The organism is Fodinisporobacter ferrooxydans, from assembly GCF_022818495.1.
Classification (GTDB): Bacteria; Bacillota; Bacilli; order Tumebacillales; family MYW30-H2; genus Fodinisporobacter; species Fodinisporobacter ferrooxydans.
Genome location: NZ_CP089291.1, coordinates 3,308,281 through 3,331,367, shown reverse-complemented (window position 1 = coordinate 3,331,367; position 23,087 = coordinate 3,308,281). Strand labels below are relative to the sequence as shown.

At 45.0% G+C, this 23,087-nt stretch carries 27 protein-coding genes; all 27 read right to left on the bottom strand.

All coding sequences use genetic code 11. From position 1 onward, the window contains the following. Positions 1–9: 9 nt before the first annotated feature. The 27 genes from LSG31_RS15975 to flgB all read right to left on the bottom strand — a co-directional run bounded on the left by LSG31_RS15975 (position 10) and on the right by flgB (position 22,906). On the bottom strand, positions 10–1,074 hold the full coding sequence (locus LSG31_RS15975; RefSeq protein ID WP_347436062.1) for a protein-glutamate methylesterase/protein-glutamine glutaminase: 1,065 nt from the start codon (positions 1,072–1,074) through the stop codon (positions 10–12). Positions 1,075–1,091: 17 nt separating this feature from the next. Then, the gene (locus LSG31_RS15970; protein ID WP_347436061.1) at positions 1,092–1,964 is read right to left on the bottom strand and encodes a MinD/ParA family protein; all 873 of its coding nucleotides are present in this window, start codon (positions 1,962–1,964) and stop codon (positions 1,092–1,094) included. Further along, positions 1,957–3,228 carry a flagellar biosynthesis GTPase FlhF gene (gene flhF / locus LSG31_RS15965; RefSeq protein WP_347436060.1) on the bottom strand — a complete coding sequence of 424 codons (1,272 nt, stop codon included), beginning with the start codon at positions 3,226–3,228 and terminating at the stop codon, positions 1,957–1,959. Before flhF ends, LSG31_RS15970 begins: the two co-directional genes overlap by 8 nt. Then, positions 3,228–5,267, bottom strand: a complete 2,040-nt coding sequence (gene flhA, locus LSG31_RS15960) for a flagellar biosynthesis protein FlhA (protein ID WP_347436059.1) — start codon at positions 5,265–5,267, stop codon at positions 3,228–3,230. Before flhA ends, flhF begins: the two co-directional genes overlap by 1 nt. 112 nt (positions 5,268–5,379) lie before the next feature. Then, a complete protein-coding gene (flhB, locus tag LSG31_RS15955) occupies positions 5,380–6,450 on the bottom strand; it encodes a flagellar biosynthesis protein FlhB (protein WP_347436058.1) in 1,071 nt (356 codons plus the stop codon). Beyond that, positions 6,447–7,241 (bottom strand): flagellar biosynthetic protein FliR, encoded by a 795-nt coding sequence (gene fliR, locus LSG31_RS15950; RefSeq protein ID WP_347439535.1) that lies wholly within the window; start codon positions 7,239–7,241, stop codon positions 6,447–6,449. Before fliR ends, flhB begins: the two co-directional genes overlap by 4 nt. An 8-nt stretch (positions 7,242–7,249) precedes the next feature. Further along, positions 7,250–7,519: a flagellar biosynthesis protein FliQ gene (gene fliQ / locus LSG31_RS15945; protein ID WP_347439534.1), complete on the bottom strand. Its 270-nt coding sequence runs from the start codon at positions 7,517–7,519 to the stop codon at positions 7,250–7,252. A 91-nt stretch (positions 7,520–7,610) separates the two neighbouring features. Next, the gene (gene fliP, locus LSG31_RS15940; RefSeq protein ID WP_347436057.1) at positions 7,611–8,384 is read right to left on the bottom strand and encodes a flagellar type III secretion system pore protein FliP; all 774 of its coding nucleotides are present in this window, start codon (positions 8,382–8,384) and stop codon (positions 7,611–7,613) included. Continuing rightward, the gene (locus LSG31_RS15935; protein ID WP_347439533.1) at positions 8,381–9,109 is read right to left on the bottom strand and encodes a FliO/MopB family protein; all 729 of its coding nucleotides are present in this window, start codon (positions 9,107–9,109) and stop codon (positions 8,381–8,383) included. The genes fliP and LSG31_RS15935 overlap by 4 nt, the downstream gene beginning before the upstream one ends. Positions 9,110–9,122: 13 nt before the next feature. Next, entirely contained in the window at positions 9,123–9,485 is a 363-nt protein-coding gene (locus LSG31_RS15930) for a response regulator (protein ID WP_347436056.1), read from the bottom strand. 82 nt (positions 9,486–9,567) lie between these two features. Then, on the bottom strand, positions 9,568–10,950 hold the full coding sequence (fliY, locus tag LSG31_RS15925) for a flagellar motor switch phosphatase FliY (RefSeq protein WP_347436055.1): 1,383 nt from the start codon (positions 10,948–10,950) through the stop codon (positions 9,568–9,570). Beyond that, the gene (gene fliM / locus LSG31_RS15920; protein ID WP_347436054.1) at positions 10,947–11,945 is read right to left on the bottom strand and encodes a flagellar motor switch protein FliM; all 999 of its coding nucleotides are present in this window, start codon (positions 11,943–11,945) and stop codon (positions 10,947–10,949) included. Before fliM ends, fliY begins: the two co-directional genes overlap by 4 nt. A gap of 68 nt (positions 11,946–12,013) precedes the next feature. After that, positions 12,014–12,448: a flagellar basal body-associated FliL family protein gene (locus tag LSG31_RS15915; RefSeq protein ID WP_347436053.1), complete on the bottom strand. Its 435-nt coding sequence runs from the start codon at positions 12,446–12,448 to the stop codon at positions 12,014–12,016. Beyond that, entirely contained in the window at positions 12,438–12,671 is a 234-nt protein-coding gene (locus tag LSG31_RS15910; RefSeq protein WP_347436052.1) for a flagellar FlbD family protein, read from the bottom strand. The genes LSG31_RS15915 and LSG31_RS15910 overlap by 11 nt, the downstream gene beginning before the upstream one ends. Before the next feature lie 98 nt (positions 12,672–12,769). Beyond that, positions 12,770–13,591 (bottom strand): flagellar basal-body rod protein FlgF, encoded by an 822-nt coding sequence (gene flgF, locus LSG31_RS15905; protein ID WP_347436051.1) that lies wholly within the window; start codon positions 13,589–13,591, stop codon positions 12,770–12,772. An 83-nt stretch (positions 13,592–13,674) separates the two neighbouring features. Beyond that, on the bottom strand, positions 13,675–14,112 hold the full coding sequence (locus tag LSG31_RS15900) for a TIGR02530 family flagellar biosynthesis protein (RefSeq protein ID WP_347436050.1): 438 nt from the start codon (positions 14,110–14,112) through the stop codon (positions 13,675–13,677). Positions 14,113–14,119: 7 nt separating this feature from the next. Then, a complete protein-coding gene (locus LSG31_RS15895) occupies positions 14,120–14,569 on the bottom strand; it encodes a flagellar hook capping FlgD N-terminal domain-containing protein (RefSeq protein WP_347436049.1) in 450 nt (149 codons plus the stop codon). Positions 14,570–14,613: 44 nt separating this feature from the next. After that, positions 14,614–15,957 (bottom strand): flagellar hook-length control protein FliK, encoded by a 1,344-nt coding sequence (locus tag LSG31_RS15890; protein WP_347436048.1) that lies wholly within the window; start codon positions 15,955–15,957, stop codon positions 14,614–14,616. 33 nt (positions 15,958–15,990) lie between these two features. Then, the gene (locus LSG31_RS15885) at positions 15,991–16,554 is read right to left on the bottom strand and encodes a MotE family protein (protein WP_347436047.1); all 564 of its coding nucleotides are present in this window, start codon (positions 16,552–16,554) and stop codon (positions 15,991–15,993) included. 11 nt (positions 16,555–16,565) lie between these two features. Further along, positions 16,566–17,009 (bottom strand): flagellar FliJ family protein, encoded by a 444-nt coding sequence (locus LSG31_RS15880; protein ID WP_347436046.1) that lies wholly within the window; start codon positions 17,007–17,009, stop codon positions 16,566–16,568. Beyond that, positions 17,006–18,334, bottom strand: a complete 1,329-nt coding sequence (gene fliI, locus LSG31_RS15875; protein WP_347436045.1) for a flagellar protein export ATPase FliI — start codon at positions 18,332–18,334, stop codon at positions 17,006–17,008. Before fliI ends, LSG31_RS15880 begins: the two co-directional genes overlap by 4 nt. Further along, positions 18,334–19,125, bottom strand: a complete 792-nt coding sequence (gene fliH / locus LSG31_RS15870; RefSeq protein WP_347436044.1) for a flagellar assembly protein FliH — start codon at positions 19,123–19,125, stop codon at positions 18,334–18,336. Before fliH ends, fliI begins: the two co-directional genes overlap by 1 nt. Beyond that, positions 19,112–20,122, bottom strand: coding sequence for a flagellar motor switch protein FliG (fliG, locus tag LSG31_RS15865; protein WP_347436043.1), 1,011 nt, complete (start codon positions 20,120–20,122; stop codon positions 19,112–19,114). The genes fliH and fliG overlap by 14 nt, the downstream gene beginning before the upstream one ends. A 12-nt stretch (positions 20,123–20,134) precedes the next feature. Further along, on the bottom strand, positions 20,135–21,670 hold the full coding sequence (gene fliF / locus LSG31_RS15860) for a flagellar basal-body MS-ring/collar protein FliF (protein ID WP_347436042.1): 1,536 nt from the start codon (positions 21,668–21,670) through the stop codon (positions 20,135–20,137). A gap of 37 nt (positions 21,671–21,707) precedes the next feature. Then, the gene (fliE, locus tag LSG31_RS15855; protein WP_347436041.1) at positions 21,708–22,010 is read right to left on the bottom strand and encodes a flagellar hook-basal body complex protein FliE; all 303 of its coding nucleotides are present in this window, start codon (positions 22,008–22,010) and stop codon (positions 21,708–21,710) included. Between the two features lie 15 nt (positions 22,011–22,025). Next, positions 22,026–22,481 carry a flagellar basal body rod protein FlgC gene (flgC, locus tag LSG31_RS15850; RefSeq protein ID WP_347436040.1) on the bottom strand — a complete coding sequence of 152 codons (456 nt, stop codon included), beginning with the start codon at positions 22,479–22,481 and terminating at the stop codon, positions 22,026–22,028. Positions 22,482–22,483: 2 nt separating this feature from the next. Continuing rightward, positions 22,484–22,906, bottom strand: a complete 423-nt coding sequence (flgB, locus tag LSG31_RS15845; protein ID WP_347436039.1) for a flagellar basal body rod protein FlgB — start codon at positions 22,904–22,906, stop codon at positions 22,484–22,486. Positions 22,907–23,087: the final 181 nt, after the last annotated feature.

The window sequence follows — 23,087 nt, the reverse complement described above, 5'->3', positions numbered from 1 at the left end:
AATTGCCTCCTATAATGGTTCCCGGTAATTGATCAATTCTGCAGCAACTCTCGACAATGGCACAACCACATCGATACCGCCTTTTGCGATTGCTGCTCGAGGCATTCCGAAGACGATGCAACTTTCTTCTGCCTCTGCGATGGTAAATCCTCCTCGGCGCTTGATATTCGCGATGCCGATTGCTCCATCACTTCCCATACCCGTTAAAATTGCCGCATATACACAAATCGAAGGGATCCCTGCCAACGATTCAAACAATACGTCTACAGATGGCCGGTGGCCGTTGACAGGAGCATCTGCATTCACTTTCGCAAACATCTGGCCAGCTCGATGCTCAACGCGAAATTGATACCCGCCTGGCGCAATATACGCATGACCGGAACGCAACAGTTCCCCATCCACAACTTCCGAAACGCGTACTTTGCATAACTGATTTAAGCGGGTCGCCAATGATTTGGTAAAACCAGGAGGCATATGTTGAACGATCACAACAGGCGGCACATCCGCCGGTAAATGCGTCAGCACGACTTGAAGCGCCCGCGGTCCGCCAGTCGAAGCGCCGATAGCGATGATATCCGGGTTTTTTTGTGCAGTTGTTTTTGCTTCTTTCTTTTGTTGCTGAAGCGGTGCAGCTTGTGCAGCATCTATGTACCCGGTTTGTACTTTTATGCGTTTGCTGGAAACGGCCGCCTTTACTCTTGCCCGTAAATGTTCACCAACTTTATCCAAATCCAGCGAGATCGTACCGGACGGTTTTCCGACAAAATCAAAAGCGCCGATTTCCAGCGATTCTATTGTTTTATCAGCGCCATCCTGAGTAAGCGAACTTAACATGATGACAGGAATTTTGCTTGTTTGCACAAGCTGCTTTAATGTAGAAATACCATCCATGACCGGCATCTCAATATCTAATGTGATCACATCCGGTTGGATCGCAGAAATGAAAGCCAAAGCTTCCTTGCCGTTTCTGGCAGTTCTTGCAACTTGTATACCCGGATCTTGCTGTAAAATATCTGTAATGTACTTTCTCATAAAAGCAGAATCATCAACGACAAGTACTCGTATGGGTTGCATCATTGATTCACTCCCCATTATTTACTAAACAATCGCATCATTTTATTTATGAAACTATTGCCTGACATCCTTCTGATAGGCTCTTTAGGCTCTCCTGTCGCATAATTCCGAATCAACTGCTGCATACATTTGGCGGCCGTCGAGTTCGGTTGAAAAAGCAATAAAGGCTGTTGCTTCATGACTGCCCGTTGAACGTTCGGGTCATCATAAATATAACCCAATACCTGGATTTGTGTATTTAAAAATTTTTTCGCAACCAATACAACTTTATCGGCAGCTTCCTTGCCTTCTACCAAACTTGCCACCCGATTGACCACCAATCGGATCGCAGGCGCTTGAATTCGCCCTACGAGTACTTTAATCAATGCATAGGCATCCGTAATCGCCGTCGGTTCCGGAGTCGTCACAATCAACAAATCATCTGCGATGGAAGCCATCTTTAACGTATACTCCTGAATACCTGCACCCGTGTCGATGACAATATAATCAAATTGGTTTTCCAACATTGACATTTGGTTGATCAACACTTGAATCTGATCAGCCGTTAAATACGATATCTCAGAAAAACCGGAACCTCCTGCGATAAACTTCAAGCCAAGCGGTCCTGTGTTCATCACATCGAAAATGGATAAATCCGACTGTGCCATTTGTAAAAAATGATGTGTGCTGCGAATTCCCATCAACACATCAATATTCGCAAATCCAATATCAGCATCGATCAATAATACTCGATGGCCGATCTGTTGTAATGCCAAAGCAAAATTTAAAGACAGATTCGATTTCCCAACGCCCCCTTTTCCACTTGATATCATCAGAAGCTTTGGGGCTTGCAACGGTAGTTTTTGTTCTTGTTTGGTTAACAATCGAAGATGCTCTGCCTGATCAAACATAGGAATTCTCACCTATCAACAAATTTGCAAGTTTTGCATGTGTCAAAACGGACAAATCATCTGGAACATTTTGGCCGTCTGTCACATATGTAAACGGTTTTTTCTGCGATCGCAACACATTGTAGATGGCGCCGTAACTTGTCGTTTCATCAAGTTTTGTAAACAGATATTTATCAATTTCCAAATCCGAAAAATTTTGTATCATTTTTTGAACATCTGCCATTTTACTGGTAGACGATAACACGAGATAAAGTTCTTGCGGACGTTCCACTGCAAAAAAATCCTGAATTTCTTTTATGAATTTTTGTTCATGATAATTTCGGCCTGCTGTATCGACTAAAATCAAATCGCATGTTTGAAACGTTTGCAACGCTTTCTTATAATCGTCCGGCGTATACGCGACTTCAATTGGAATATTTAATATATTGGCATACGTTCGCAATTGCTCGACAGCAGCGATTCGATACGTATCTGTCGTTATGAGCGCAATTTTTTTCCGATATTTGAGAACTTGTTCTGCTGCGATTTTCGCAATTGTCGTCGTTTTACCGACGCCTGTGGCGCCAGCGAAAGCGGCAACCCGTGTACTTGCTTCAATTGTCGCATCTTTTGTCCACACGCTCATCTCATCGAGCAATATTTGCTCTGTTTTCCAGCGGTATGTTTTCAAATCCCATGTTTGGTCTGCCTCTTCCAATACGTTTGCAATCATTTCATTGACCCGTTCTGCAAGAATCTCTTGCTGCAGCAAGATTTGGCGAATCGCAAGCAAAGGTTTCGGGAGTTGGCTTTGATTGGTTTCCGTAATGCGGCTGACAAGTTTTTTTAATGCTTTCAGTTCCCCCATCACATCTTGTTCATGTGTTTGCTGTAAAGAAATCGAAGTGTGCTGCTGTTTTTTTTCTTCCATTTTCATCCGGTTTTCATGGAGGGTTTCACGGGAATATGTACGAATTCCCACATTCGGCAGATCATCCGATTTGTCTGCCAGCAATGTTGTTGTACCAATCCCTTGTGTTTTCAATGGAGATGCTGCCTGATCTTCCCGGACGCGAACGGACTGTGGCGATTGTTTGGGCGTGGCTCGTTCGAATGAATCGGATGCCGCGGCAATCACTTCAATTTTAATACGGCTAAACAGGCCCAAAAAACCTTTTGTTTGAATTTTTTTTGTACTTAGTATCATCGCGTCTGCTCCAAGATCTTGACGAATCTGGGATAACGCTTCTGGAACCTCTTTTACAATATATCGTTTCACTAACATTAAATACTCACCATCCCGGAAGACTGGATTTCAATCGCCGCATCTAATTCGTTATAGGACAAGACAGGTACATCTGGCAAAACCCGTTCAATCATTCGCCGGAAATGCAGACGAACGGCTGGCGAAGTAATCACAACAGGTTGTTGGCCAAGTGTCGTAAGCCGCCCGATTTGCTCATTCAAGGCATGATACACTTGTTGGGAAACTCTTGGATCAAGGGCGAGGTAAGCACCCTGCTCACTATGTTGAATGGCATCGGCCAACCGTTTTTCAACGGCGGCAGATAACGTAATGACCGGTAATACCTGGCCTTTTACGCAATACTGCTGACTGATCTGCCTAGCCAGGGATTGTCGGACATATTCTGTCAATAACGCATGATCTTTCGTAATCGCTGCATAGTCTGCAAGTGTTTCTAAAATGGTAACAAGATCGCGAATGGATACTTTTTCCCGCAATAAATTGCCTAACACTTTCTGAATATCTCCAATACTTAGCAAACCAGGTATAAGCTCGTCCAATAATGTCGGATGTGTCGGCTTGATCGAGTCGACCAAAGCTTTTGTCTCTTGTCTTCCAAGCAATTCATGTGCATGCCGCTTGATGACTTCCGTCAAATGCGTGGCAACAACAGAAGGTGGATCCACAACTGTATACCCTGCCAATTCCGCTCGTTCACGAACATTTCCATGAATCCAGAGAGCAGGCAGACCGAATGCAGGCTCCGTTGTAGGAATCCCTGTTACTGCCGGGTCATCTATACCCGGACTCATCGCCAAATAATGATCGAGAAGCAATTCACCGTTCGATACTTCATTTCCCCGAATCTTGATCGAATACTGATTCGGCTTTAATTGAATATTATCACGGATTCGAATCACTGGCACGACAATTCCCAATTCCAGCGCGCATTGTCGGCGAATCATGATCACACGGTCAAGCAAGTCGCCACCTTGTTTGGAATCGGCTAACGGGATTAACGCATACCCAAATTCAAATTCAATGGGATCAACCTGAATGAACGACATGACACTTTCTGGAGAACGCACTTCCGCTTCTTCTGCAGCAACTTCTTTTTTAGACGCTTGCATTTCCGTCGTTTTTAAATTTTGCGTCATGCGATAGCCGCCATATGCCAAAAGTGCTGCAACAGGCAATGTTCGGATCGGGCCGATTGGCGTCAGGATCCCAAACAATGTCAACACACCGGCTACAATATACATGAACCTGGGAAAACTGAACAATTGGCGCGTCAGTTCATCGCCAAGCGTACCACCTGAGGCAGAGCGAGTCACAATTAAACCGGATGACGTAGAAATCAACAGAGCTGGAAGCTGACTGACCAAACCGTCGCCAACAGAGAGGATCGTGTAATTTTGCAAAGCGGTTGTCAAAGAATCTCCATTCATCGCCATGCCGATAATAAAGCCGCCGATAATATTAATGGCGACAATAATCATCGATGCAACGGCGTCACCTTTGACAAATTTCATCGCACCATCCATGGCGCCAAAGAAATCCGCTTCTTTTTCAATCGTTTCCCGCCGTTCTCTTGCTTCTTTTTCATTAATCAGACCTGCGTTCAGATCTGCATCAATACTGATCTGCTTCCCGGGCATCGCATCCAAAGTGAATCGTGCGGCAACTTCCGCCACCCGCTCCGCTCCCCGTGTAATAATCAGATACTGTATAATGGCAAGAATCAAAAAGACGACGAACCCGACGACAGCGTTATCTCCTATGACAAAACTTCCAAACGTATGAATCACTGTGCCTGCGTTGCCCGTAGACAAAATCGCCCGCGTGGACGACACATTTAGCGCAAGCCGAAACAACGTAGTCAATAGCAATAAAGACGGAAACACAGAGAAGTGCAACGCTTCCGTCGTGTTCATCGCGACAAGCAAAATCATAAAAGAAACACCGATATTCACAATCAACAACACATCAAGCAAAGGCGTTGGAATGGGAATAACCATCATAGAAATAATGCTTAGCACTGCAAGTATAATGGTCAATTCGGCAGAACGAGATTTCATATTGATTCCCTCAATTAAATTCCATCCTTTTGATAAATTACAACAGTATATTCAAACAGCTTCATGACAAACGGCAAACAAGAATTCCATATCCACACATTTTCCAGTTCGATTACGCCTTTTTACGCAAACGGTAGACATATGCCAATACTTCAGCAACTGCTTGGAACAATTCTCCTGGAATCTCCTGCCCAAGCTCAACTGTGTGATAAATTGTACGGGCTAACAAGCGATTTTCCACAATTGCGACATCGTGATCGCGGGCAATTTGCTTCATCCGTTGTGCCAACTCGTCAACGCCCTTCGCCAATACAACGGGCGCATGCATGCCTGCTTCATATTGCAGCGCTACCGCAAAGTGCGTCGGGTTTGTAATCACAACATCTGCTTTCGGCACTTCCTGCATCATCCGTCTCAATACGAGCTGATATCCTCGCTGGCGAATTTTTTGCTTGATTGCCGGATCTCCCTCTGCATTTTTTCGTTCGTCTTTTATGTCCTGTTTCGACATCCGAATGCTTTTTTCAAATTCATATTTTTGATAGATATAATCAAAGATTGACAATATCAGTAACACAACTGCAATTTTCAAAACGATTTGATACGTTAAATTCCCGATGACAGAAATCATGTCGATCGGCGATATATCAGCCCATTCACTGAAATGGGACGCGGCACTCTGAAACGAACTGTAAGGAATTCCTGCAATAATGACGATTTTTAATAAAGCTTTTACAGCTTCCAATGTGGAACGAAGTGAAAAAAATTTACGAATCCCGCTGATGGGATTTAAACGATTGAAATCCGGAACCAGCAATTGCAATGAAAAAAAACCACGGAGCTGATAATACGAAACAGCCATGCCGCCGATGAATAATATGGCGAGGATTGGCAGAACCACAACCGCCATTGCTTTGCTGGACTGAATAAAAAGATTTTGCAAATCCAAAGCAGTCAAGTCCGTGTGATACACATATCCCAAACGATTTTTTAACCACTCGGTGATATGTCCGAACATATCGAATGCAAAAATTTTCAAACCAATGATAGCCAACAGCAATCCAACCGCTTGATTCAAATCTTGACTGCGGGGGATTTGTCCTTTATCACGGGCTTCTTGTCTTCGCTTCGGCGTTGCCTTTTCTGTTTTTTCCCCGGCAAATTGTTGCAGATGCCAATTCATTTGCGTGCCACACCTCCCAACGCATGCAAAGCGTCATCAATTTCTGCAAACATGGTTTGGAATAGTGCATGAAACAGCATAGCAAGTGTCGGAATGATGACTGCCAACAAAAACAATCCAATGAATATTTTTACGGGATACCCCAAGGAAAACACGTTAATTTGCGGAACTGCCTTCGAAATCACCGCTAATGCGACATCCGTTAAAAATAAAGCGCCAATGATCGGGATGGAAAGTTTTAAAGAGATTAAAAACAATACGGAAAACGACTGAATTATCGTGTTCAAAATCGATGCCGTAAATACTCCATGTTCTACCGGTATCAACGTGAAGCTTTGCAGCATCGCTTCAATTAACGCCTGGTGTCCGTCTTCTAATAAAAAAATAAAAAACACAAGTATATATTCAAAATTACCGATGACCGGTAAAGGTTGATTGCTTTGCGGGTCGAGAATCGTAATTGCGGAAAATCCAATCTGAACATCAATTAATTGGCCTGAAAATTGAATCGCTGCAAAAGCCAAAGATGAAATAAAGCCTAATAAAAGTCCCACTAACACTTCTTTTACGAACAAAAATAAAAACTGGCCAAAAGAAAGTATCGATAGGTCATGACCCATAGTACCAGAATAGATTGTCTCGACAATCAAAAGCGCAACAATCATCGCAAACGCAATTTTAACTTGTGCCGGAATATACCGAACACTGAAAAATGGCATAACCATGACCATACTCGCAACTCTTCCAAGAACAAGTAAAAATAAGACCAAATGCCCAAAAATATCGAACATGCTGTTCATTAATAGATAAAGCTGGATAAATTATTTAGAATTCCCCGAGTAAAGTCCAACATCACATGCAACATCCATGGCCCGAATAGCAGCATTGCCAAAAATATGGCCAAAATTCTCGGTATAAAAGACAATGTTTGTTCATTAATTTGCGTTGCTGCCTGAAAAACACTGACGAGCAATCCAACGACAAGTCCGAACACTAATATAGGAGCAGAAACTTTAAGGACAGTCATCAACGTATCTTCCCCTATTTTAAAAATCAGTTCTTCTCCCATCTTTCCATCCTTCCATTCCATGTATTTTACGGTATTCCCTCTTTTGTTGCCGGGCAATTTTCCTTGATCCGCCATCCAACTTCTGCTCACATTATTGATAGCCGGCCAACAAGGATTTCACGACAAGATACCATCCGTCAACCATGACGAACAATAAAATTTTAAATGGCAAGGAAATCATCGCAGGCGGCAACATCACCATGCCCATCGACATGATCGTCGTAGCGACAACCATATCGATCACAATAAACGGAATATAAATCATAAAGCCGATTTGAAAAGCCGTCTTCAACTCGCTGATCGTATAGGCGGGAACCAATGCAGACAAAGGAATGTCTTCAATCGACTTCGGTTGCGGGTCGTGGCGGTATTGCAAAAACAACTCCAAATCCTTCTCCCGCGTCTCTTTTGCCATAAAGTGTTTAAAGGGTATCTCCGCCTTTTGCAGCGCCTCCGACTGTGAAATCGTTCCGGCCAAATACGGCTGCAGTGCGGTCTGATTCACCTGTGAAAATGTGGGTGTCATAATAAATAACGTCAGAAATAATGCCAAACTAATTAAAACCTGACTTGGCGGCGCTTGAGGAGTTCCCAACGCATTTTTCACAAAAGACAATACAACGACGATCCTTGTAAAGGATGTCATCAATACCAAAATTGCCGGCGCCAATGTCAAGACAGTCAATACTAATAGAATCTGTAAAGAAGTTGCCACATTTTGCGGTTGATCTGACGTATTAATTCCAAATTGGACACCCGGAATGACAGGTGTTGAAGTAGCTGCATACACTTGACCGGAAGCAGTCGAGAACCAAATAAAACCGATTAGCAAACTCACGAATAGTAGCGTAACGCGCGTTTTCATCCGTTCCCCCTGTTTTCCTTCTGATGATCATGATCATTTTCTGATATTTGCCGATCCATCTCCAAGGATTCCCGCACGGTGCGCAAGGATTCCAACTGACGTTCCAACGCCTCTTGAAAATTGCTTGCCTCAATCGATTCGGCATCCGTATTCGGATCGTTGAATCGTTGTCTCTTTCGCCGCACAAGCGTTGCCAACTGTTTCTTGTATGGAGATAGCCAACTGCCCAGATTTTGAAAAGAGTTGACAGGCTCTTGTGTTTGGTTCACTTTTTCGATAATGTTCCGAATCGTGGATTCATCCGTAATTTTATCGAGACACGTGACCGATTCTCCAACACCCAACACATACAATTGGCCTGCGATTTCTACCAGATGAATACTCCGACTTGTCGTCAACGGCTGTTGCGCCAAAACTTGAACAACCAAGCTGGAACGCTGGCGAGACATGTTTCGATTTAATAGTTTTAAGCCAAAATAAATGATAGCCACCAGAATCAATAAAGCAAGAATTGTCTGGAATGCTGTGATCCATCCGGATGTAGCGGCCGTTTGTCCGGTGATATCATTCGTTTGCGAACCGGCCGTATCCTTATGATAGAACCCTTGCACAGTCTGTGGAGCAGCAAAAACATAAACCGGAACAAATGTATACAATATACCAAAAAGCATACCTACCAAGTTTTTTTTGGCAGTTATGACAAACGAACATGACGAGTATTTCATGATCAATCCGTAATTACCCTAACGTTTTTTTGATCGCTTCGATTACACGATCTGCTTGAAATGGTTTGACAACGAAATCTTTGGCTCCTGCTTGTATTGCATCGATAACCATTGCCTGCTGCCCCATCGCAGAACACATAATAATTTTAGCACCCGGATCAAATTTGCGAATCTCCCGCAACGCCTGAATACCATCCATCTCCGGCATTGTTATGTCCATTGTTACCAAGTCCGGATGGCAATCCTTATATTTTTGCACGGCTTGAGCACCATCGCTCGCTTCGCCTGCAACCTCATACCCATTTTTTGAAATGATCTCTTTAATCATCATTCTCATAAATGCAGCATCATCCACAATCAAAATTTTCGCTGGCATGCTATCAATCTCTCCTTCAAGAAATAAAATTATATATTTGGAAATAGCAACGTAACTTCTGCTGCTAACGTAACTTCTGCTGCTATTGAAGTTTGCGTATACGGTCAGCCGGACTAATAATATCGGTGACCCGCACGCCAAAATTTTCGTCGATGACGACTACTTCTCCTTTTGCAATCAACTTATTATTGATAAGAATGTCAACGGGCTCTCCAGCTAATTTATCAAGCTCCACAATCGCCCCTGGAGCAAGTTCGAGAATTTCACGTATCAATTTCCGTGTGCGCCCCAACTCTACAGTAACAGACAACGGAATATCCAACAATAAATCAAGATTCCCCATACTTGCATATGAATGCATATTGCCTTCCAATGGGCTAAACTGTGCAGGCTGCACATTTTTGGGTTCCGACATCACTTTCGGCCGTTCCGTCGCATATGCACCATACGCCGATGCTGCTTGGTTGGGCGGATACCCGCCATATCCCTGATACGGATTGGAGGGATACATGGGCTGCCCATATGGCGGCATATATCCTGTATTTCCCGGCATATTGCCAGAACCGCCCGGTCCTGCATATTCCGGCATATGATTGGAAGTTGCTGCAGGATTTGGTGCATATGGAATTCCGTCATTTCGGTTCGGCAGTGCATCCACGATCGGCTGTTGCACTGGTGCATGTGGCGCCACAACATCCTCTCGCTGCAGTGAACGTTGCGATTGCGTTGAACTTGGCGCCGAATCCACTGGCGCATCCATCATGCCACCCGTCAAAGCACTGATTAAAGTCTTCGCAAACGTGACTGGCAACAATTGCATAATATGACTATCGATCAATGTACCGACGATCAGCCGGAATGAAACTTTTAACAGTATCGTGTCATTGGGAAATAAGCTTTCCATGGAAAATCCGGTAAAATCAATGACCTCGACAGCCGGAGGTGAGATGTTGACAAATTTATTGAATAAAGTGGACATGGATGTTGAAGCGGATCCCATCATTTGATTCATTGCTTCCGCGACGGCACTCAGATGCAGTTCATTTAATTCATCTGCAACATTTGTTCCATCACCGCCCAACATTAAGTCAGCGATGATCTTTGCATCATCGGTGCGAATGGCCAATACGTTGGCCCCCTCAAATCCATCCGTATACTCGACGCGGATCGTTACATGCGGAAGCGGTACATCGTCCGCAATTTCGTCTCGCCTTACGACAGATACAGTGGGTGTTGTAATATCGACCTTTTGCCGCAGTAATGTGGATAACGTTGTCGCAGCCGTTCCAAATGTAATGTTGCCAATTTCACCGATTGTGTCTTGTTCGAATTCGGTCAAATAGTCCCTGACATACATGGCATGATCTATTAAATCAGAAGCGGGAGTCGTGGACGCTTCGTCTTGGGAACCCTGACGAAGTAACGCATCAATCTCCTCTTGTGACAACAAATCTTTATTATTCATTCGTCCAGCCCTCCTTCTTCATCGATTACGGAAGTGATTTGCATAGCTACCTTTCCTTTATACAAGCCAGGTTGCCCAAAAAACTTCTGTTTGCCGCCTACGAAAAGCTTTATGCGATCATCAATGGAATCATCCAATGTAATTACATCCCCGACACTTAATTCCAGGAGTTCCCGTACTTGAATTCTGGTATGCCCAAGCTCGGCGCTCACAGTTACAAATGCCCGATTCAACTGTTTTTTGATGGTTTCCTGATCTTCCGGCCTTTCCCGTTTCGATTTTTGCTGATCGACAAAATAATGAACGGAAAGTTTGGGAATAATCGGTTCAAGCACCACATGCGGCATACAAAAATTAATCATTCCGGTAATTTCACCTATTTTTACACTTAACGTTACAACGGCAACCGTTTCATTCGGCGACACCAACTGCATAAATTGCGGGTTTTCTTCAATTACATCAAGTTCCGGCAGAAAATCGATAATATCTTTCCAAGCATCACGAAAACTATCTAATGCCCGATGGAAAATCTGCTCCATGACAGACGTTTCAATTTCTGTCAAACTGCGGGACGTTTCCATCAGATTTCCGGTTCCCCCCATCAGCCGGTCAAGCATGGCAAAAGCGACATTCGGATTAATTTCCATGACAAATTTTCCTTCTAAAGGATGAATATTGAATATATTTAAAATTGTCATTTTGGGGATCGAGCGGATAAATTCCTCATAGGGCAATTGATCGACAGAAGCTACGTCTATTTCAACATACGTACGCAATTGCGCCGAAAAATAGGATGTTAAAAACCGTCCATAGTTTTCAAAAATCCTTGTCATACTGCGTACTTGATCTTTTGAGAAACGCATGGCGCGTTTGAAATCGTAAACCCTGACTTTTCGTTCCGTTTCGTCTTTTCGAATGTCGTCTGCAATCAATTCTCCAGAAGATAATGCAGAAAGAAGGGCGTCAATTTCCGCTTGAGATAAAACTTCAGCCAATTCCACCACTCCTCTCCCTCGTTACAACCTTTTGCTTCTTGATGACAGAATATCTTTCTCTCTTGTGCTTATTGAATAATCGGATTTGCATAGTACACATCCGTCACTTTACCATCACTCATATAGGAATTGATGCTTTGAATAATTTTTTTCTTCAGCAGATTCAATCCATCCGGTTTTTCCAAATCCACTTTGGTCATGTCATGCAGCAAACCGTTAATTGTGTCCATGACTTGCGCCTTGCGTTTGTCAAGCTCATCTTTTGCCTTGCTGGAATCTGCCTGCAGCGTGATGGTGACCTGAATAATGCTGCCTCCTTGCAGATTCGTGGTAATTTGCGGCAGCGCATATTGGGCAGCCGACATTTCAGCCGCTGTTGGTACATGAGGTTTGTTCACTCCCGGCGATTTGAAAAAATAAACATATCCAAATACAATTCCAACAGCGAGTACGGTGATGATCAGCAAAATCAGGATCATCGTTTTTACTAATTTATTCTTCATTGGTATTGGTACCCTCCGCTTTGACAAGCACGGTTTGTTTGATGAAACCGACCGTTCGATAAAATTGAACGACCGCATCGATCACTGCATCGACCGGTTCTTTGACGACTATTTTCTTCCCGGTAGTCAATGTAATTACCGTATCCGGCGTCGCTTCAATCATCTCTACAAACAAACCGTTTACAACCATTTTCGAACCATTCAAGCGTGTAAGGCGTATCATATAACCCAATCCTCCCCGGAACCTGGCGAAGGTAGATACGCCTTCGCCCACGCTTTTCCAATCAAAATGAAAATTTGAACGCGCACTATTAAAAACGATTATTGCTTTAAATTCACGACAGTCTGCAAAATTTGATTGTCTGTCGTGATAATTTTGGAGTTTGCATTAAACCCTTGCTGTGCAACAATCATCTCGGCAAACTCATTCGTCAAATCGACATTTGACATTTCCAGCGTGCCCACTTGAAGTTGATTTGTGCCACCCGTCCCAGGAGCAACTGGAGTGGGAAGCGATGTCGCTCCGCCAGGATTGGAGTTGTCGGACGCTTGGTACATGTTGCCGCCGATTTTCGTCAAACCTGCCGGATTCGGAAACACAGTCAACCCGATTTGCGGTCCCTTTGTCGGTGTTCCAGTCGCCAGATCGGAATATGTAACCGTCCCGTCCGGCGCAATCGACGTAAATTTGCTGCCGCTGGGAATTTGAATGGGTGAGCCGTTGGAATCCAATACCTGATATCCGTTGGGGAGTGTCAAATACCCATTGTTGTCAATGGAGAAGTCTCCCGCCCGGGTATAATACTGTGTTGTACCGCCGTCATTGGATACTGTAAAAAAGCCGTCGCCGCTGATCGCGACATCAAGCGGATTGTTTGTCGTCTCCGGACTTCCATTTGTAAAGATCGTATCGATGTTGCTGATTTGCGTGCCAAGTCCAATTTGCTGCGGATTTGTGCCGGCGATTCCATTTCCGTTGCCCGCTGAAGCGCCTTGCACCGTTTGGCTTAAAATGTCGCTAAACATGACACGGCCGGTTTTAAACCCTACCGTATTGACGTTTGCGATATTATTTCCGATCACATCCAATTTTGTTTGAAATGCATGCATGCCGGAAATTCCTGAATACAGCGATTTTAACATGAATAAACCCTCCTTTAAGTATTGGCGTACCGGGGAAACTTCTGTCCTTCCGTTTCCCGCAAGCTTCCTCCAAGAGGTCCGGCTTATACGATCACGGCGCTGTCGATGTTTGTAAAGACATGATTGTTGGGTGCAGTTCCATCCAATGCCGTAATGACAGTACGCTTTGGTATATTCACAACAAGGGATACATTTCCGCATATGACCAAAGAATCTTTTCCGCCTTTTTGCGCCACTTGTTCAATCCCCGATTGAATTCTGCGCATTTGATCCGGTGTAATTTGTATCGAGCGCAGTCGCAATCGCTCTTCTGCGTGTTTTGAAAAGAGCAGCGGCCGATCGTCTGTCTCTATTTCCGACTGATTTCCGGACGCTTGGATCTTCGTGTGCAAAACGTCTGCAAACGAGTGTTTCGAATGGCCAATTGGAACGGATTTGCGTTGCTGCTGGTGCGCTGGCGCATGTTCCGGCTTCGAAACAGGACGATAGAGACTTTGACCGTAGATCCAGTCTGACGGCATATCTTTATCACCCTTTCTCGATGGATTGTATGGTGGAAAGAGGTACGTTCGTATTGCCGATCACCAATACGGTGCCGTTATTCGGATCATTTTTGACTGCAGTCACTTGCCCGGAAACGGACGAATCGGTTGTCTGCACTTGCACATTCGTACCGAGCAATTGAAATCCGACCCCCAATTGCGTCGATTGTCGCAAACCTTCGATTTGCGTGATCATGCTTTGCTGCTCATTGGCCACATTGCTCATTTGTTCCAGTGAACTAAACTGCGCCAACTGCGACACAAATTGTGTATTATTCATCGGCTGCAGCGGATCCTGGTACTTCATCTGCGTGACCAGCAACTGCAAAAATGCATCCTTGCCTAATGCGTTGTTCGTCGCTTGTGTAATACTTTGGGCAACATTTTGACTGGCTGGTTGCGAACCCGTTGTGCTTGTTACACCTGTACTGCTCATGCATATCACTCCAATCCGGCAAAAATCTGAAGAAACAAGATCGCTTATGCGGTCGCATCAAATTCGGGCGTGTATTTTGGCTGGTAGTCACGGGAATCCAGCCGCACAGATTCCGGCATGCTCTTCTGCCATACGGCGCTGTTGCCCTCTTCATCCGCTTGTATGTCAGCAATATTCCCAAGAGCTTTGGCATTCTTGGAAGAACGTTCGCTCCACTGTTTATTGGATTGATCCCCCGATTGGGAAAAAGCGAAAGACAGATCCGGAACACCGGTTGTCACTTGAACCGAATCGCAGGTGAGTCCCTTCGCAGACAAGATATCACGCAAATTTTGTGTTTGTGCTTCCAACAACTGTCTTGCCTGATCTGTCGCAGTTGTCAATTGTACAGATACTTGAGAATTGTCAGACGTTATGACGACATGCACTTCACCCAGTCCTTCCGGGACCAGCTTCATGCGGAATTGTGTCGTTCCATTCTGGTCTTGCATGATGCCTGTACCGGCTTGGTGCATACTTTGATCCAACATCTGTTGAAATGCGGTGGAAAAACGTGCTACAGGCACTTTTTCCGGTACATTGACATTGACTGTATGGCTTGAAACAGACGAACCCGCCATGCCTTGCAAGACATTGCCCGCATCCTGTTGCATGAGAGCGTTTTTCTTGACAGGTTCCGCTTTGGCACTGCTGTTATGAGTCATTGCATCAACAACTGCTTGATCTGCAGCAGGACTCGTATGAATTTGACTTGCCATAAGCGGATTTTGCAGCGAAACGCCGGATGGTTTTTGGGATGCTGTTTGCAGCAATTGAAAATTCCTTACAGAGTCTAGAATCTTCGAAATTCTCGGATCCAGAGCGGGAAATTTTGCAAGAGATTGAAGATCTTGCTTAACTGTTTGCCACTGTGTCTGCAACGAGTCGAACAGGGGGTTTGTTTTGATTGCATCATTTTGAACTCCTAATCCGGCTGCGTTTGCTTTGATTTGTCCGAGAAACGACTCGATGTCCGTGAGCAATTGATCTGCAGCTTTTTTCTGCTGCTGGTCCAAAACGCGAGGCAAACTTTGATTTGCCTGCATGACGTGCTGCAACTGCAAAATCGACGCTTGCAGCGATTGCAATACGATTTGTAGCGTCTCTGGATTTGACATGTCTTTCGTTGTACTTGTCTTGTGTTTTGCATCGACAGTCGGAAACGCTGCATTCATCTTCTTTGCCGGCAGGAGAATCTGCTCGAATTTTAGAAATTCCGCAAATATTCCCTGGCCCTGTGTATTGCTTTGTCCTTGCGCGCTGTCCTGGCTGGTTTTCGCAGATGTCCCCTTGGCTCCTTGCGTCAAAAGTTGAGTTTGCGATCGTATAAAAGCTGCTCCGAACCCCATCGTTATCACCTCCTTTCAAAAAATCACCTGCCGTTAATGGGCAAGTTTTGCCAGGTAGTTTGCAGCGGTTTTCGGATCCATTTTGTCGAAAATGGCAGCTTCTGTCGTTTGCTGCAAATGTGACAATACTTGCAGCGCCACATTTTCCGGCAATTGCTGAATGATTTTCGCAGCCTGATCCGGTTGCATCGCGGCATACACCTTCGCTTGGTCAACATATGTTTGCGAAACCTGGTTGGCCGCTGTCAACTGTTGCCGCAACTGCTTGACTTGCTGCTGCAATGCTGAAATTTCTTGATTGTCGCTATTGTTCGATTGATTTAGTTGCTGATTTTTCGATTGCAATTGGCGGATCGCAGCTTGCAAATTTCCATTCGAATTTTGATTGGCCGTTGTCTGCTTTTGATTGGCCGTTTTTTGCACATTCGTTGCATTCCCATGTGTGTACATCGAATGAAAAACTGTTTTTAATTTCCCAATGACCGGGAAACCGAGCATGCTTAATACGACCATGGATAATAAAAGTGTAAACAGCACCGGAATACATACGATGTATAGAAACCATTGAAACCGATTCTTCTTTTCCTTTGCTCCCATTCACGCCACCTCTATTCTGGACGTGAATTTCTTTGAACCGCAAGTTCATCCAAAAATTTTTGTTCAGAAAATTCCAACGCTTTTTTTTGCAGGATGATTTGACGATTTCGATATTCGATCCATTTTTGTTCTTCCTGATAGCTTTCAATCAATCGCTCGCGCTTTTCTTTGCAGAGGGCTTCCGTTCGCTGGCAGTGCATCGATAATTCTGCCATTTGCTGCTTACATACATCGATAAAACGCTGCCACGATACAATTTCTGCAGTGTGCATGCGCGCTTCCAATGCAATCGATACGCTTGACTGTGCCTCATGAACTTCCCTTTGCTTATCGTCAAGTTTTTTTTGCCAAGCATTCAATTGATTGCATGCTTCTTCATACTCCAATTCTGCCGTACCGCGCAGATGTTTTTTAAAATTGGCGATTTTTGTTGAGGTTGCAACTTTACGATTCATATGTTGATTCCTCCAAAATGCTCGAGTAAGCGTAAACGACTGTCAGAAAAAGTCGCTTGTTCATGCATATCCTGACGCAAAAAATCTTCTGCTTGGTCGACATGACGAATCGCGATATCCACTCTTTCATTTGTCCCGCTTTGATACGCGCCGATCTTGATCAGATCTTCCGCATCCCGATAAACCGCCAGGATCGTCCGCAGTTTTCTTGCTGCATCTCTTTGATCAAAGTCTGTAATATCTGTCATCAAACGGGAAATGCTCCCTAGTACATCAATGGCTGGAAAATGCCCCCGGTTCGCAAGATCTCTTGAGAGGACAATATGTCCATCCAAAATTCCTCGAACTGCATCTGCAATCGGTTCATTCAGATCATCACCATCGACAAGCACCGTATAAAGACCGGTAATCGTACCTTTCTCGGAAGTCCCGGCCCTTTCCAGCAACTTGGGCAAAAGGGCAAATACAGACGGTGTATACCCTTTTGTCGTCGGCGGTTCTCCGATTGCCAGGCCAATTTCCCGTTGGGCCATCGCCACACGCGTGACCGAATCCATCATAAGATTGACAGAATACCCCTGATCGCGAAAGTATTCGGCAATCGAAGTTGCGACGAATGCTCCTTTTATTCGCATCAATGGAGGCTGATCAGACGTTGCCACTACCACAACAGATCTTTGCAAACCTTCAGAGCCTAGATCTTTATCAATAAACTCCCGTACTTCTCTCCCCCGCTCGCCAATCAATGCGATGACATTCACATCCGCAGCAGTATTGCGGGCAATCATGCCTAATAGCGTGCTTTTCCCAACACCGCTGCCGGCAAATACGCCGACCCGTTGGCCGCGTCCAATTGTCAGCAGTGCATCAATGGCTCGAACGCCTACTTCTTGTACGTCCGTAATTCTAGGTCTGGTTAGCGGATTCGGAGGATTTTGCTGTGCCGGATATACCGTTTGCGTGAACAAATCCCCATATGAATCAATCGGTTCGCCAAGGCCGTTTACGATTCTGCCCAAGAGTTCTCTGCCTACACGAACACGCAGGGATTCCCCTGTACCGACAATTTCACTGCCTGGTCCGATCGCGCTCATATCCGAAAATGGCATCAATACAACCCGATGATCCCGAAATCCGACAACCTCCGCAAGCGTGGCTTCTCTCGTGGAAGAATGAATTTTGCATATATCGCCAATTTTTGCTGCAGGTCCTTGTGATTCAACGGTTATGCCAATAACCTTTGTGACTTTTCCATTGACTCGGATCGGTTTTACTTGGTGCAAATAGTTTTTATACAATTGCAAACGCTCATTCGGCAACCGCATTAGTCTGTTCCTCTGGCTACACTTGTTAAGGCTCGTTTGATTTCAGATAGTTGTGTATCGATCCTGGCATCCACTGTTCCAAATTCCGACTGAATGACGCAACCGCCATTCTCGACATTGCTGTCAGGTATGATCAAAATTTCGCTTTGACCGGGTATGGAGTTTACCAACGTATGTTTCGATTGAAAGACATGCTCATAATCGTCCGGATGTACCCGAATCTCAACTTTTTGATAATCTTGAATTTCTTGCAATGCCTGCTTGATGATTGGAATCAACAAGTCGGGAGATACTTGCAATTGTCTATGAATCACCCGTCTGGCGATCTCACATACCAGTTCAATCATAAATGGTTCATTTTCTGCCAGATAGTCGAGACGTTCTTGCTGCGTGTATCTAAGGATTTGCTCCGACTTTTCAATGGTCGTTCGATATTCTTCAAATGCTTTGTTTTTACCCTCATCATATCCGGAAGCAAATCCATCTTTGCGAGCCGTTTCCATCGCTTGTTTTTGTTCTGACAGCAACGCATGTTTTAATTGTTCATATTCTTCCTGCAACCTCTGTTTTTCCTGTTCCAATTGAATCCACGCCTGCAGTTTTTCCTGCTCGAATCTCTCCAGCAACTTTTGTTGCATGGCAGTCTCTTCAACGATCTCATGTTTCCCGGGATCACTGCGATCGACGGAATCACGTTCGTGGCCGGGATCAAAAGATACCTGGATGATTTCAATCACTTTTGCCCGCGCTAAGGAAGTTTCTGTCGACTTGATGATTCTAGACAATGACATCATCACCGCCTCCGCGTGATACTACAATTTCACCTGCATCTTCCAGGCGCCGAATAATACCGACAATCCGCTGCTGCGCTTCTTCCACATCACGCAGCCGCACCGGCCCCATAAATTCCATATCCTGCTTGAAGGTTTCCGCCATGCGCTTCGACATGTTCTGGAACAGCACTTCCTGAACATCTTCGCTGGATACTTTCAATGACAACATGAGATCATTCGTATCGACATCGCGAATCACACGTTGAATGGAGCGGTTGTCCAAATTGACAATGTCCTCAAATACGAACATACGTTTCTTGATTTCTTCAGCAAGCTCCGGATCTTGTAATTCCAGCGATTCCAGAATCGTCTTTTCTGTTGAACGATCCACGCCGTTCAACACTTCAACAATCGTGTCAATACCACCGGCTTTGGAAGAGTCATGCACGCTCATCGTCGAAAGCTTGTTCTCGAGAATTCGCTCCACTTGCGTGATAATCTCAGGCGAAATGCTCTCCATCAAAGCGATTCTGCGCGCAACATCCGATTGCATATCTTGTGGCAATGCCGACAAGATGATAGCTGCTTGAGCCGGCTCCAGATAGGACAATACAAGAGCAATGGTCTGCGGGTGTTCGCTTCGGATAAAATTCAAAATCTGGGTCGGATCTGCTTTCCTGGCAAAATCAAATGGACGAACCTGTAAGGAAGCTGTCAGCCGATTGATAATATCAGAAGCTTTTTGATGCCCTAGCGCTTTCTCTAAAATATCTTTTGCATACTCGATTCCGCCCTGTGTAATATATTCTTGTGCAAGACAGATCTGATGGAATTCTTCAAGGATTTCATCTTTCTGTTCAAGGTCCACCTTGCGCACATTGGCAATTTCCAGCGTCAACTGTTCAATCTCATCTTCACGCAAATGCTTATACACTCTTGCGGCTGTGTCAGGTCCTAGAGATATCAAGAGAATTGCGGCTTTTTGCTTCCCTGTTATTTTCGGGGTACGTGCCACTTCATATCACCTCTAATCCTCCACCAGCCAAGTCCGTAACAAATTTGCAAATTCCTCCGGATTTTTGCTTGCAAACGAATCTAAATCCTTCCTCAACTTTTGTTGTGCCGTCTCTTCGATAACAGGTGCATCCGGCAAAATCGGCTCCATATCAAATTCAGAAGCCGAATCCCCCTGTTTCCGACGCCTCGCAAGTAAAAATCCACCGCCTGCCGCTAATGCCAACCCTAACAATCCGCCGCCAATCACATAGGGGTTTTGATACCATATCGATTTCGTTCCGGTAAATGGATTGACCGGCACTTGGAATTTTGCACTCGCTACAGTAATATCCGCATTTTTCGAACCATTGTTTTGTGCTCCAATGGAAGTTGCGATATAATCTTTAATTTGTTGCATCGATTGTGGCGTCAGATTGGCATTGACCAGCACGCTTACCGTATATTTGTTGATCTTGAATGGATCCTGCTTCGTTGTCGTATCGACCTTGTTGTAATCATAGTTTGTCGTGTTGCTTTTTTGATTGTAATTCGAACTGGCATTCCCGGCACCCGCAGTCGTTGTCACGTTACTCCCTGGAACAGTGGAAGGAGGGCCAGGCACGCCGCCAGTTGCCGGTGTACCTGTAGACGAAGTAGTTGAACTCTGTTCACTCACTACGATCCCGGTATTCCCGTTTCCGACCGGCTGAACGGTGTGGCTTTGCGTCGTTACCTGGTCAAAATTAATATCTGCATTGACGTTCACAGTAACATTGCCGTTCCCGAACATATGCTCCAATCCTGCGCGAATTCGTTCTGCCATGGAATCTTCCACTTGGTTTTTAATTTGAAGCTCGCGCACCACATCTGTACTTGCGCTGTTTTGCAGACTCCCTTCATCCATGGAATTCAAACGAACCCCATTTTGATCCACAACAGATACGTTTGACGCTTTTAAACCTTGGACGGCATGTGCCACCAATTGTTGAATTCCGGAAACCTGTGCAGGAATCAACTGCGTACCCGGCGCCTCATTGATCAATACGGACGCCTTGGCATCCTGTACAGCCTGGTCTACAAACAAATGCTGCTGCGGCATCACGATATGCACTTCCGCGCCGTCGATTCCGTTGATGGACTGGATGGTCTGTGACAAGCTCCCCTCCAATGCCGCCAACTTCTGCAGGTCGAACTGACCTTGCGTCATTCCTAAATTATTCGCGTTAAAAATATCCTGATATGTGATATATCCGCTTTTGGGAAGACCGGCAAGCGCCATTTGCATTTTCACCTGATCGGCATCCTGGGAAGGAACCAAAATGTTCCCCCCTTCCGTTTTATACGGAATTTTCAAAGCGGTCAGTTTATTGACGATTTCACCGGCACTTTTGGCATCCTGATTGGTAAACGCCACGACATACGTGGTCCGCAACAAAAACCAACTGCTCATCGCCAGAATCGCCAATGCCAATGCGCCGATGATGATCAAATTCCGTTTTTGTCGGGCGTCGTATTTTGACCACCAACCAGTAATTTTCTCCATCAACTGCCGAATCTGCTGATTCAACCATTCCACCCCGTTACTTCAAGCACTCTTGCATCTCTTATACTTGCATCCGCATGATCTCTTGATATGCTTCGATTGCCTTGTTGCGCACCTGCACGGCCAATTGCAGTTGCAGCGTCGCTTTCTGCGCCGCGATCATGACAGTATGTATATCCTTGACTTGTCCGGCGGCCAACTCTTCCCCCAATTTTTGCGATTGCAGAATCGAATCGTTGACTCCATTCAACGCCTGGCTCAAATACTTGCCGAAAGACGGTTGCCCGGAGGCGGAAGAATTGGAACCTGCAGACTGCAAACCAATTCCCGTTTGGGGCAAGATGGAACTTACAGACTGTATCATAGATCAAGCCTCCTTCTATTTGCCGATTTGCAATGCTTTCATATCTATGGATTTCGACGCATTGAGCGCCGTAATATCCGCTTCATAGGAACGGGAAGCGGATATCAAATCTACCATTTCCGTGACGATATTGACATTTGGCATCCGTACATATCCGTACATCGGACTCTTCGGATCTTTCACGGCATCGGGATTCCCCGGGTCATATACCAGCTTGAACGGCGATTGATCCTGGGCGATCTTCGTGACTTGCACGCCGTCGCCTGTCGGATTCAGCGATTGGTTCAACATTGCTCCAAACGCACTCGCAGGCTTTTGCGACAACTCTACGACTTCCCGGCGATACGGCCCTGTCCCGCCCGGTGTGCGGGTTGTATTCGCATTGGCGATATTATTGGCGATGACATCCATCCGCAATCGCTGCGCCGTCAAACCGGAGGCGCTAATATCGATCCCCTGAAACAGACTCACACTTATGCACCTCCGCCATTGATCGCCGATCGCAGCATGGAAAATTGCTGATTCATCTGTTCGACCAGTGCGTTATATTGAATCTGATTTTTGGCAATCAACGTCATCTCTGAATCGATGTCCACATTATTCCCGTTATTGTTAACAGTCGTATTCGAATCTGCATATTCCGTCGGCTGAAGCATATTCGCTCCACTGCCAGGAATCGGTATATGGCGCGGATCTGTCCGAAAACCGGTCAACGGTTGTCCGGCTGTATTGCCTTGCAAATACGTTTGCAATTGTCGTTCAAACGACACGTCCGAACGTTTAAATCCCGGAGTATCAATATTTGCGATATTGTTCGCATACACTCTTTGCCGCAATGTCGCCGCATCCAATGATTTTTCCATGACGGTGAAAAAAGGTGTACCAAAGATCGACATGTTTTCACCTGCTTTCAAATTTTCACTACACATTATTCTGCAAAATACGACAAATTCCTGCATGTGTCTGCTTGTAAATCATTTGATTTTCAATTACAACTCCACACATCATCGTATCCCTTTCTTTTCCGCCCATCAGGAGATGTATAATGGAAATCACGGCAAAATGTTGCAAAAAAAA